Origin of the sequence: Peribacillus frigoritolerans (genome assembly GCF_001636405.1) — a bacterium.
Taxonomy (GTDB): Bacteria; Bacillota; Bacilli; order Bacillales; family DSM-1321; genus Peribacillus; species Peribacillus frigoritolerans.
This window is the reverse complement of record NZ_KV440950.1, coordinates 1,511,895-1,523,366: the sequence shown is the minus strand read 5'-3', so window position 1 is coordinate 1,523,366 and position 11,472 is coordinate 1,511,895. Positions and strand designations below refer to the sequence as shown.

The 11,472-nt window shown below is 43.7% G+C and carries 10 protein-coding genes and 1 pseudogene; 3 read left to right on the top strand and 8 right to left on the bottom strand.

What is annotated here, in order from left to right; all coding sequences use genetic code 11:
• Nucleotides 1–361: 361 nt before the first annotated feature.
• The 8 genes and pseudogenes from A6755_RS07465 to kdgD all read right to left on the bottom strand — a co-directional run bounded on the left by A6755_RS07465 (nucleotide 362) and on the right by kdgD (nucleotide 7,326).
• On the bottom strand, nucleotides 362–1,060 hold the full coding sequence (locus A6755_RS07465; RefSeq protein ID WP_063590294.1) for a polysaccharide deacetylase family protein: 699 nt from the start codon (nucleotides 1,058–1,060) through the stop codon (nucleotides 362–364).
• Nucleotides 1,061–1,161: 101 nt separating this feature from the next.
• Entirely contained in the window at nucleotides 1,162–1,608 is a 447-nt protein-coding gene (locus A6755_RS07460; RefSeq protein ID WP_244889648.1) for an ASCH domain-containing protein, read from the bottom strand.
• Between the two features lie 74 nt (nucleotides 1,609–1,682).
• Nucleotides 1,683–2,160, bottom strand: a pseudogene (locus A6755_RS07455) (VOC family protein).
• Between the two features lie 52 nt (nucleotides 2,161–2,212).
• Complete coding sequence (locus A6755_RS07450) at nucleotides 2,213–2,536, bottom strand: hypothetical protein (RefSeq protein WP_063590292.1); 324 nt, start codon at nucleotides 2,534–2,536, stop codon at nucleotides 2,213–2,215.
• A gap of 123 nt (nucleotides 2,537–2,659) precedes the next feature.
• Nucleotides 2,660–3,112 (bottom strand): GNAT family N-acetyltransferase, encoded by a 453-nt coding sequence (locus tag A6755_RS07445; RefSeq protein WP_063590291.1) that lies wholly within the window; start codon nucleotides 3,110–3,112, stop codon nucleotides 2,660–2,662.
• Between the two features lie 177 nt (nucleotides 3,113–3,289).
• Nucleotides 3,290–4,825, bottom strand: a complete 1,536-nt coding sequence (gene garD / locus A6755_RS07440; protein WP_063590290.1) for a galactarate dehydratase — start codon at nucleotides 4,823–4,825, stop codon at nucleotides 3,290–3,292.
• Between the two features lie 86 nt (nucleotides 4,826–4,911).
• The gene (gene gucD / locus A6755_RS07435) at nucleotides 4,912–6,375 is read right to left on the bottom strand and encodes an alpha-ketoglutaric semialdehyde dehydrogenase GucD (protein WP_063590289.1); all 1,464 of its coding nucleotides are present in this window, start codon (nucleotides 6,373–6,375) and stop codon (nucleotides 4,912–4,914) included.
• Nucleotides 6,376–6,393: 18 nt separating this feature from the next.
• Entirely contained in the window at nucleotides 6,394–7,326 is a 933-nt protein-coding gene (gene kdgD, locus A6755_RS07430) for a 5-dehydro-4-deoxyglucarate dehydratase (protein ID WP_034309652.1), read from the bottom strand.
• 320 nt (nucleotides 7,327–7,646) lie between these two features.
• Between kdgD and A6755_RS07425 the strand changes: the two genes are divergently transcribed.
• The 3 genes from A6755_RS07425 to A6755_RS07415 all read left to right on the top strand — a co-directional run bounded on the left by A6755_RS07425 (nucleotide 7,647) and on the right by A6755_RS07415 (nucleotide 11,254).
• Nucleotides 7,647–9,008 carry an MFS transporter gene (locus tag A6755_RS07425; RefSeq protein WP_052137332.1) on the top strand — a complete coding sequence of 454 codons (1,362 nt, stop codon included), beginning with the start codon at nucleotides 7,647–7,649 and terminating at the stop codon, nucleotides 9,006–9,008.
• A gap of 34 nt (nucleotides 9,009–9,042) precedes the next feature.
• Nucleotides 9,043–10,401: a glucarate dehydratase gene (gene gudD, locus A6755_RS07420; RefSeq protein ID WP_063590288.1), complete on the top strand. Its 1,359-nt coding sequence runs from the start codon at nucleotides 9,043–9,045 to the stop codon at nucleotides 10,399–10,401.
• Nucleotides 10,402–10,552: 151 nt separating this feature from the next.
• Entirely contained in the window at nucleotides 10,553–11,254 is a 702-nt protein-coding gene (locus A6755_RS07415; RefSeq protein WP_063590287.1) for a FadR/GntR family transcriptional regulator, read from the top strand.
• The last annotated feature ends 218 nt before the right edge of the window (nucleotides 11,255–11,472 follow it).

The window sequence follows — 11,472 nt, the reverse complement described above, 5'->3', positions numbered from 1 at the left end:
ATACCCTCTGATAAAAAGCATAACGATAGCCAAAACCATTATCCCGATAAGTAATAACGGGCCGATGCCCGAGCTATACACGAAGTATACCGTGATGTGGCGAAAAATGAGCACCACAAGAAATAGGAATAACAGGAAACACAAAATCATGATCAGAGCGGTGTTTTTATTCCGATACAAGTAACCAGCCCCATTTTAATAGCTTTATTTCCACTAAGGAAAAATTCATGCGAATCCAAGCCCTAACAACAACCTTCCGTTAAGAAACAATATGCAGCCCATGTTTTGTACTATTCTTTATATCAAATAAAAAAAGGCTGCCGCAGCAACCCGATTCTTCGAAAATCCTCTGGACCAAAAACTACATTTCCTGAAGTTCATTGACCGTCACAAACGTATACCCTTCGTTCGTTAACTCTCGTAAGATCCCTTCAATCGCTTGAAGCTCTTTACCCGTATCATCATACATCGGATGCATCAGGATGATCGAACCTGGTTTTATATTTTCCTTCACATACTTCACTTTGTCAGAAGCGGTAGTGTAATAGCTATCTGGTTCCAGATCCCAGGTAATGGTCTCTCTATCATTTTTATTTAAATAATAAGGCAAACCTATGATTTTTTTCCCGTTTGGAGGCCGGACATCAATTTCACCCTCATATCCGGCGTTCTGAATCAATTTATCCGTTTTCTCGATTTCCTCCTTGATATAAGAAGGCGATTTGAACACCATCCGCCTGTGCGAATACGTATGATTCCCAATCTGATGTCCCGCTTCCGCTATTTTCCCAGCTTCCTCCGGGTACTTTTCGATTTCGTTACCGATCAGGAAGAATGTAGCTTTCACATCGTATTTAGCCAACAACGGCAGAATCTCATTTACATTCTTCGATGGGCCATCATCAAAAGTCAAAGCGACCACTTTTTCATTCGTCTCGACATTATCCGTTAATCCACCGAACACCTGATAGGTTCTCGAATTCATTAATTTATACGTACCAAGCAACAGCAGGAAAACAACCAGGATTCCCAAGCCAATGAATATCAGTTTCTTTTTCATGCAAATACCTATCTTTCTATAAGTTTTTTAATTCAATGACCTATTATAGCAAATCATTGAACAAAAACACTTATTGCTCTCTCCGACCGAGCCGTCCACACTCACTTTACATGTATCAACTCAAAACGCTCACACACCAGCAGCATATCCTCTTTAAAGGTGTGCCCGATTTTGTCCAGTTCTTCTTTAAAAAATTTCTCATGGGCATCCCACCAGTAAGTATAGGTACGATCTCCTTCCCCTTCTGCAATCGCAAACTCTTCACTCACTTCATTCATGGGCAATACTTCGACTTTCACTGTTTGTATGATGGCTAAGGGCAAATCCTCACTGCTTAAGATAATGCTGTAATCACCCACGGATGGTAATGGTTCATTTTCCTCTCCGTAAAAAACATGCCCAGAGCATGTAGCCGTTTTTATCCCATCCATCACTAACTGAGCCAAATGATCGGGATCTGCCCCGAATTGCCATGCACTGACTGACTGGGGTTTTTCATCTTTCCCTTGCCAATATTCATTCCAATATAATTCCGCTTTGACATTCACTCTATGATTCTCCATTCTGTTCTGACATAAAGCATATTTGAATGATTATTATTCTTAAAATTTTCGTTCATCTGTCATTTACTATTTTCACTTCTGCATTCATTTAGCTGTTCCCATTCACTTAAATACATACGATTCTTGATTTTTTTTGGATTCACTAGTTTACTAATCAAACTCCAAACTGTTTCCGTCAGGATCATTAAAGTGAATTTTAGCGTGGGCATATTCCCCGTGAGGCATCACGAAAGGTTCAACTGGTAAAAATCCAAAAGCCTCTCTTGGCGCATAGCCTCTATCTTCAAGCCATGCGACTGAGCTCTTTAGATCTGCCAATGATACTTGAAAAGCGATATGCCGTAGGGAGGGATGATACTCAACCTCTACTTTTTCCGTTTCCCAAAGCCCCAGCCAACTTTTATCCTTATCAATCCATAGAAAAGCCAGGTTGTCTTCAACCTTATGATCCAACTGCAAACCAAGCCCTTCATAGAATTCAATGGAACGATTCAAATTACTAACCGGTAAATGTGCTTCATATAAACCTCTTATCATTGAATAATCCCCTTTTAATCAGAACTATATCCACCATCCTGATTCAATCCCTTTATCTTATTATTCTGCGTGGCCATTCCATTTCACCCGTTAACAACAAAGTGATGATGATTACCCAAAATATAAAGAATGATGAGGAGAAAACCAATGAGATGATGGAAATCATGTTTTTCTCCGATTTCTTCAAAATTCCCATGACAGAGAGGACGATGCCGGAAACCGTAAGGAAAAATGTGATATAACCACCAGTCAAGTTTCCGATATTCCCTATTCTGATAGGTGTAATAAAAACAGTAAAAAAGCAAATGATTCCAATGATGAATGAAGTAAAACTAATTACACCGTACCTCTTCTGAATACAAGCTTCGTTTTCCATCGAGCTCACCCCTTTCATCAGTTTTTAAAGCCTATATACATCTATTAATATCTCACGCATAATTTTAACATATAATGCCAGACGAATTGTTGTGCACAAAAAATCGGGACAAAAGACCGTGAATTAAAGCTTCATTTTCATGCCTTCATGAGTGGCTTTGAATCCTAACCGTTCATAAAACCGCAGCGCTTCTTCCCGCTTTTTATCAGTCGTCAGCTGAATGAGATGGCAGCCCCGCTTCTTTGCACGGTCAATCGCATATTGAATTAACTTGCTTCCAATCCCTTTCCCCCGTTCTGTGGATGCCATCCGAACTCCTTCGATCGTAGCTCTCCAGCCGCCTTGATGGGTAATATAAGGTATGAACGTGATTTGCTGCACCCCAATGATTTCCTCACCAAGGCATGCAACGATCAATTCATTATTCTCATCTGCATCAATGGATTCAAATGCTTTTAGATAGCTTTCAGGAAGCGGATTTTCATATCGCTCCCTCTCCCTCCCCAATGCATCATCCGCAAGCATCCGTACGATTTCACTTAAGTCTTTTGCCGTCGCATTCCTGAATGTGACCATGGTATCCCTCCTCATAATGTACTTCCGTATCACCCTGATGTAAATCATTCCTTCATTAATAACTTCTGCCAATAGTCCGGCGGTCCTCTTTTCTGGAGGAAAAATAATGCAACTGTAAAATTTGGACCAACAAGAAAAGGACCCCCTCTAAAAGGAAGTCCTTCAATTCATTCATTATTAGGTAATTGGCGCAGGATTGAACAGTGCCAAATCATTATGCAGGCCCCAATGCTCTGCCCAGGTTTTCTTTTTACCGCTGGCCACTTCCAGAATAAGGTGAAATATTTCCCACCCGACTTCCTCTATGGTTGCTTCACCAGTAGCGATCGTTCCAGCATTTATATCGATCAGATCTTTCCATTGCTCGGTCAATGTATTTCGTGTAGATACTTTGATGACGGAAGCCATTGCGAGATTATAAGGTGTGCCTCTTCCAGTTGAAAAAACTTGAAGGTGCATGCCTGAAGCAAGCTGCAGTGTTCCGCAAACAAAGTCACTAGCTGGTGTAGCTGCAAAAATCAGCCCTTTTTCCGTTGCTTTTTCACCTGGAGCCAAAACGCCTGAAATGGGGCTGCTTCCGGATTTGGCAATGGAGCCTAATGATTTTTCAACTACATTGGCCAACCCGCCCTTTTTGTTTCCAGGCGACGGATTGGCACTTCGGTCGGCATCACCCAATGCAAGATAGTTATCATACCAATCCATTTCCTTTATTAAAGCTCTCCCCACTTCTTCATTCACTGCACGAGGCGTTAATAGATGAATCGCATCCCGTACTTCTGTGACTTCAGAAAATAGAACGGTTGCCCCTGCCCTGACTAACAGATCTGTGGCATATCCTACGGCAGGGTTAGCTGTGACACCAGAGAATGCATCACTTCCACCGCACTGGGTGCCGATGACTAATTCGGAAACCGGAAATGTCTCCCGCTGCCGGCGGTTCAACTTGATTAAACGTTCCTCGGCCATTTCCATAATGGATTGGACCATCCCCGCAAATCCCTGCTGATCCTGAAGTGAAATGATATCTGAATCGTCCCCGCTTGGATTTATTCTCATTGGAGACAGTTTTTCACACCCCAATCCAACTACCAAGGCTTCCCCGCCGAAATTCGGGTGTTTCGCAAGGTTCTGTATCGTGCGAATGGGAATGACCGCTTCCGGTGCATTGATAGCGACTCCGCATCCATAGTTGTGATTTATGGCGAAAACATCATCAACATTGGGATACTTCGGGAGTAGCTCTTTTTTTATCCGGTTCACGACGAAATCCAGCACGCCCACTACACATTGGACGCTTGTTGTAATGCCCAATATGTTCTTGGTTCCAACACTGCCATCTTCATTGCGGAACCCTTGGAATGTATACCCTTCAAGCGGGGGTAAAGTTTTCGGAATATCATTTGCTACCGGCAATTCCTTTAAATCCGGAGAAGACGGAAGTATCACCAGTGATTCGTCAATCCAACATCCCTTACTGATTGATTTAGCCGCATAACCGATAACTTCCCCATAGCGTATGATGGCTTCATTTTCGACTATGTCCATTAAAGCCACCTTGTGGCCTTGTGGCACTCTTTCTTTCAATTCAAGCCCACAAGGGAATACGGTTCCTTGATCCAAGCCCCCCGTATTAACAACGATGGCGACATTGTCGGTCCCATTCACCTTAATATAAAGCGGTACCTCCGTCAGTTGCGTTTTCGTATCCACTTCACCACTCCTTCATTCTAAAAAAGCAAACAGACATCACTAAACATACACGTGCCGGTAATTTTCAAAAATACTGTTTTTTTCCCTTATTTGACAAACACGGTTTTAATGGAAGTAAAAAACTCTTTTGCTGCTTCTCCTTGTTCCCTGGAGTGGGAGCTGGAGTTTTTCATGCCACCAAATGGCGCCTGTAATTCAACGCCTGCGCTCTCGGCGTTGACCCTGATCAATCCCGCTTCCATATCATTAACAAATGAAAGCAGATGTTTGATATTGGCTGTGAAAATCGAAGCACTAAGGCCATATTCCACGCTGTTCGCAAGTTGCAGGGCTTCTTCAACTGAATCAGCTTTCAATAAGGCAATCACCGGACCAAAAATTTCTTCCTGTACAATTGTCATATCTGACGTGCAATTATCAAAAATCGTAGGTTCTACATAAAAGCCATTTGCCTGAGGGCCTTCTTCAGCACGCTTCCCGCCAATTAGAAGTGCAGCACCTTCTTCCACTCCTTTTTCGATATAGGAAAGAACCGTATTCAATTGACTTTCGCTGGCACATGGTCCCATCCATGTCCCGCTGTCCAATCCATCCCCGATGGAAATGCCTTTCGTTTCTTTCACCAGCAGCTGCTTGAACTCTTCATATACTTCAGCTGCAACGATGACACGGCTTGTCGCGGTACATTTTTGCCCCGTTGAACGGAACGCACCTGTAATGACTGCTTCTACAGCCAGGTTAAGATCCGCATCCGCTGCAACGATCACCGGGTTTTTCCCGCCCATTTCAAGCTGGTATTTCGCTCCGCGTGCTAACGCCGCTTGTCCGATCCTTTTTCCAACGCCGTTTGAGCCGGTAAAGGTAATCCCGTTTACATCTTCGTGATCGGCGATGCCCTGCCCGATGACACTGCCCGGACCTGTAACCATATTGACAACACCCGCCGGGAAACCGGCTTCTTCAAAACACTCCATGATTTTCGCACAGGTGATGGCCGTCTCGGTGGCTGGCTTCACCACAATCGTATTCCCATATACGAGGGCAGGAGCCATCTTCCAGATTGGGATGGCGATCGGGAAATTCCAAGGTGTAATGACGCCGACTACACCAAGCGGAACGCGTGTCGTGAACATAAGTGCTGAACTGTCGGTGGATGGAATGACATCCCCCACCTTACGCATTCCTTCTCCTGCATAGTATTTCAGGATCGCAATACCGCGTGCCGTTTCCCCTTTTGTTTCAGCAAATGTCTTTCCCATTTCCCGTGTTGCACATTCTGCGATTTCATCAATTCGCTTTTCAAGAATCTGCGCTGCTTTATATAGATACTCCCCGCGCTCTGAACCAGCTAGTTTGCGCCATTTATCTTTCGCCTTTTTCGCTGCTTCCACTGCCAGGTCCAGGTCTTGCTTGGTGGATTTTTGTACATAACCGACAATTGCCTGTTTATCTGCCGGGTTTAAACTTTTTTCAACTTCATTCGAAATGGAAGCAACCCATTCACCATTAATATAGTTAAGATACGTTTTTGTTTGAACTGTAGTTATCATATATAATCCCCACCCTTATTAGATTGATTGAATTGGTGTTTCTTTTGGAAAACGATCTAAAGCATTCTCTAATATCGTTTGCATTTCTGCATAATGTTCTTTTTCCACCGGAAGAATCGGTAATCTGACTGTTTGCCCAACCGGCATTCCCATAATCTCCATACCTGCTTTAATGAGAGAAACGGCATACCCTTTTCGCTGACGGCGAATGTTGTTGATCGGCATGATGACCTGCTGGTAAATTTCATTGACCGTTTCTTGATCTCCGCTCAGGATGCCATTATAGAACTTTCGTGAGATATGCGGGATGTAATTGGATATCGCCGATGAATAGGAATCAAAGCCAAGTGGAACGTAGGCCGACATGGTAACTTCCGCAAGCGGCATTCCGTTCAGCCAGCCGAAACGTTTTCCGAAGGTTTGTGTAAGGAGTCCATTCAACTCCATATTGCCCAGACCATCTTTGACGCCGACTACCTGCGGGACCTCAGCAAGCGCTTCCAAAGTTGAAAGTGAAAATGCCACATTATCACGCTGATATACGATGGAATTCAAGTCTGTACTCTCTGCGATGGCTTTGAAATAAGCCGACAGACCTGCCTGTTCTCCAGTAACGAGATATGGAGGTAATATTAAATAACCATCTGCCCCTTTATCCGCAGATATTCTGGCAAGTTCGAGGGAAGTTTGAATATTCCCGCCTACCCCTGTGTATACAGGTACTTTTCCAGCGGTGACGGATACGGCTACCTCAACCATCGCTTCATATTCCTCTTTACTTAATGATGGGTATTCCGCTGCTGCACATGCCACGAAAATAGCTTCTAGTCCCTCATCTAATAAAAATTGGATATTTTGGGCGAGTGCTTGTTCATCAAGCTTATTACTCGTTGTGAATGGTGCCACGGGAAATCCGAGAATTCCTTTAGGTGCCTTGCGGATCTTATTCATTTTTTATTCCCCCTTGTGTATTATTGTTTTATTGTAAGACAAATACACCATCTGGTCAATCGTATTTTTTTTATTTTCTGAAAAATGAAGCACTGCTTTATCCCTCGATAATTCCGCTTCTACTATATACAAAAAAACACGATAATGAAGGAGCTAAAATGAAAAAACTTTTAAGAAAAAAAGCCATTGACAAACAATTTTATTTGTCTTACCATTGGACAAAACTAAATATTAAGAATTTTCACGAAGGAGGAAACAGTTAACATTGTAAGCGGTATCAATTAGAAAATATAATTAAATACGATTAAGGAAGTGAGTATATGAACGCTGAAGAAAAAGTTTTTCAACCATCTCCTAAACTGCCAAGTGCCCAGAAAAAAACACGCACACGATGGTTCATTGTCTTTATGCTCTTTTTGGTTACAGCCCTGAATTATGCGGATCGTGCGACGCTATCCATTGCGGGTACGGACATGTCTGGTCAGCTTGGTCTCGATTCAGTCATGATGGGCTATGTTTTCTCCGCTTTCGCTTGGTCTTATGTAGCTGGACAAATTCCAGGCGGATGGCTTTTAGACCGTTTTGGCTCGAAAAAAGTTTATTTTTGGAGTATCACGTTATGGTCCACCTTTACGCTTTTACAAGGGTTTCTCGGTTTTTTCGGTTCTGCGGGAACGGCTGTCATGGTATTGTTCGGACTGCGCTTCTTAGTTGGATTGGCGGAAGCCCCTTCCTTTCCGGCCAACAGCCGCATCGTTGCCACCTGGTTCCCAAGCCATGAACGCGGAACCGCGGCTGCCACTTTCAATTCGGCACAGTATTTTGCAACCGTTCTCTTTGCACCGATCATGGGTTACATTACGTATAAATTCGGTTGGGAATACGTCTTCTTCTTTATGGGTGCTTTAGGAATCATCGTTGCTTTCATCTGGCTGAAAACGATTTATGGCCCAAAGGAACATCCTCGCATCAACCAAGCTGAGCTTGAATATATCGAAGCGGGCGGCGCCTTGATCAATATGGATCAAACCAATACAAATAAGGAGGAAAAGAAAGGCGTCAACTGGAATCATATTAAGCAGCTATTATCAAATCGCATGCTGTTAGGTGTTTATCTCGGACAATATTGCATTACGACGTTAACGTACTTTTTCCTGACATGGTTTCCTGTGTACCTAGTACAAGAAAGGGGCATGACCATTCTTGAAGTTGGATTCGTCGCTTCCCTACCGGCCATTTGTGGATTTTTTGGCGGCATTCTCGGAGGGACATTCTCGGATTTCTTGTTACGGAAGGGATTCTCATTGACTGTCGCCCGAAAAGTGCCAATTGTTGTTGGGATGATTCTATCGATGAGCTTGGTTGCAGCAAACTATGTAGATACGGAATGGGTTGTCATTTTCGTTATGGCCCTTGCGTTTTTCGGTAAAGGATTCGGGGCACTCGGCTGGGCGGTAGTGGCCGATACCTCACCAAAGGAAATGTCAGGTGTCAGCGGCGGGCTTTTCAACACATTCGGAAACATTGCCGGCATTACAACACCGATTATCATCGGATATATCATTGCCACGACAGGGTCGTTTAATGGTGCGCTAGTCTTCGTATGTGCCAATGCTCTTGTCGCGATTTTAAGTTATTTATTCCTAGTTGGTGAAATTAAACGTGTTAAGTTAAAATCATAATCAACTAAATATTCTGATATATGGGGGAAAAATCATGAACAATCAATTGCTAAAGGATAATGTAAAAATCGGCACACCGGTAATTTCAGAAATGAGCGTCATTCCAGTTGCGGGCCATGACGGCATGCTTTTGAACTTGAGTGGTGCCCATGCTCCTTATTTCACCCGGAACATCGTCATTCTAAAAGACAATGCGGGTAATACGGGTGTAGGTGAAGTTCCTGGAGGCGAAAAAATCCGCCAGACACTCGAAGATGCTAAAGAACTGGTTGTCGGCCAGTCCATCGGGACATACAACAACATTCTAAATGCCATCCGCAAGCAGTTTGCGGATCGGGATGCTGGTGGGCGCGGTCTTCAGACGTTCGATCTTCGTATTGCCATTCATGCCGTAACAGCATTGGAAGCGGCACTTCTTGATTTAGTTGGCCAACATTTAGGTGTTCCAGTCGCAGCCCTTCTCGGCGAAGGAAAGCAGCGTGATAAAGTGGAAATGCTGGGCTACTTATTTTATGTAGGTGACCGCAATAAAACAGATCTTGGTTATTTAAGTGAACCGGAAGCGGAAGATGACTGGCTTCGACTCCGTCATGAGGAAGCGCTGACACCCGAATCGATTGTCCGCTTGGCAGAAGCCGCCCACTCTCGCTATGGATTCAATGATTTTAAATTGAAAGGCGGGGTTTTGCGCGGGGAAGAAGAAATCGAAGCGGTGACGGCACTTGCGGAACGCTTCCCTGAAGCCAGGATCACCCTTGACCCAAATGGCGGCTGGCTGCTTGAGGATGCGATTAAACTTTGCCGCGATCAACATCATGTTTTGGCTTATGCGGAAGATCCATGCGGAGCGGAAAATGGTTTTTCCGCCCGGGAAATCATGACGGAATTCAGGCGCGCAACGGGCCTTCCAACCGCTACGAATATGATTGCAACGGACTGGAGGCAAATGGGGCACTCCATTCAACTTCAATCCGTGGACATTCCTCTTGCCGATCCGCATTTTTGGACGATGCAAGGCTCTGTCCGTGTCGCTCAAATGTGTAACGACTGGGGCCTGACTTGGGGATCACACTCGAATAATCATTTTGACATTTCACTTGCCATGTTTACACACGTTGCTGCAGCCGCACCTGGAAAAATCACTGCGATCGATACCCACTGGATTTGGCAGGATGGGCAGCGTTTGACGAAAGAACCTTTTAAAATTGTCGGCGGAATGGTCGATGTCCCTTCCAAACCCGGACTTGGAATTGAAGTGGATATGGAACAAATCGAGAAGGCACATCAGCTTTATAAACAAAAAGGACTTGGTGCCCGTGATGATTCGACGGCTATGCAATACTTGGTTTCCGGATGGAAGTTCAATCCAAAATCACCTTGCCTTGTCAGATGATTTTTTTCCAACAATGCGTGCGTCTCTCTCTTTAGAGCGGCGCATTTTACTTTTTTTGGACATAGGTCTACATGCAAATAAGTGTATTATATTATATAATTAGTCTTACAGTAGGAATACATATAGGATTTAACAGAAAAGGGGTTACACAATGGAAGAATCGTCAAAGAAATTAGGCGTACAATCGGTACATCGCAACACTCTTTCACAACAAGTCGTGGATCAAATTGTGCATCTGCTCGTCACTGGACAAATGAAAGCGGGCGACAAACTGCCTCCTGAAATGGAACTTATGAAAGAACTTGAAGTAAGCCGGCCTGTTTTACGTGAGGCGCTCAGTGCCCTTGATACACTAGGGGTCATTACACGGAAAACGCGTGAAGGTACCTTTTTTAACGATAAAATCGGTACACATCCATTCTCTGTGATGCTTGCGCTGGCTACGGATAATTTACCTGCGATCATCGAAGCGAGAATGGCATTGGAGTTGGGATTAGTAACAATGGCTGCCGAGAAGATCACAGACGAGCAACTGGAGAAACTGCAGGTTACGATTGACACGATTGCCAATAGTGAAGACAACGATTATGGAGAGGCCGATAAAGAATTCCATAAGATCATCGCTTTAAGTGCGAACAATCCCATCATTGAAGGCATGATCGATCCCTTATTGATCACTCATAATAAAATAAATAGCTTGATTCAATTCAGGGAACGGGAACTGACTGTGAAGTATCATAAAGCCATCTATGCTGCACTTGCAGCACATGATCCACATGAAGCATTCAGCCAAATGTACAAGCACCTTGATTACGTCCGTCAGAAAGTCCTTCAATATTCTCACGAACATTAATATATTGTTTGCGAGGTACCGCAGCAAACTAATGAATCACTCAATGTTTCTATTTCATAAGGAAAGTGGATTTTTTCAGGGAACCTATTTTGCATCCGAGATTTCAGAGTTCAACTTATCTTTTAAATCCATTGATAGCATAATTTTTTTTTGAGAAAAACTGGATAGTAGCGGAACTATCCAGCCCCCACTAATCCACTTTCGATTGAAATCACCCG

Coding starts and splice junctions, on each gene's coding strand:
- A6755_RS07465 (WP_063590294.1), bottom strand. CDS start 1,060: ATGAAAAAGAAACTGATATTCATTGGCTTGGGAATCCTGGTTGTTTTC.
- A6755_RS07450 (WP_063590292.1), bottom strand. CDS start 2,536: ATGGAAAACGAAGCTTGTATTCAGAAGAGGTACGGTGTAATTAGTTTT.
- A6755_RS07445 (WP_063590291.1), bottom strand. CDS start 3,112: ATGGTCACATTCAGGAATGCGACGGCAAAAGACTTAAGTGAAATCGTA.
- gucD (WP_063590289.1), bottom strand. CDS start 6,375: ATGATAACTACAGTTCAAACAAAAACGTATCTTAACTATATTAATGGT.
- kdgD (WP_034309652.1), bottom strand. CDS start 7,326: ATGAATAAGATCCGCAAGGCACCTAAAGGAATTCTCGGATTTCCCGTG.
- A6755_RS07425 (WP_052137332.1), top strand. CDS start 7,647: ATGAACGCTGAAGAAAAAGTTTTTCAACCATCTCCTAAACTGCCAAGT.
- gudD (WP_063590288.1), top strand. CDS start 9,043: ATGAACAATCAATTGCTAAAGGATAATGTAAAAATCGGCACACCGGTA.
- A6755_RS07415 (WP_063590287.1), top strand. CDS start 10,553: ATGGAAGAATCGTCAAAGAAATTAGGCGTACAATCGGTACATCGCAAC.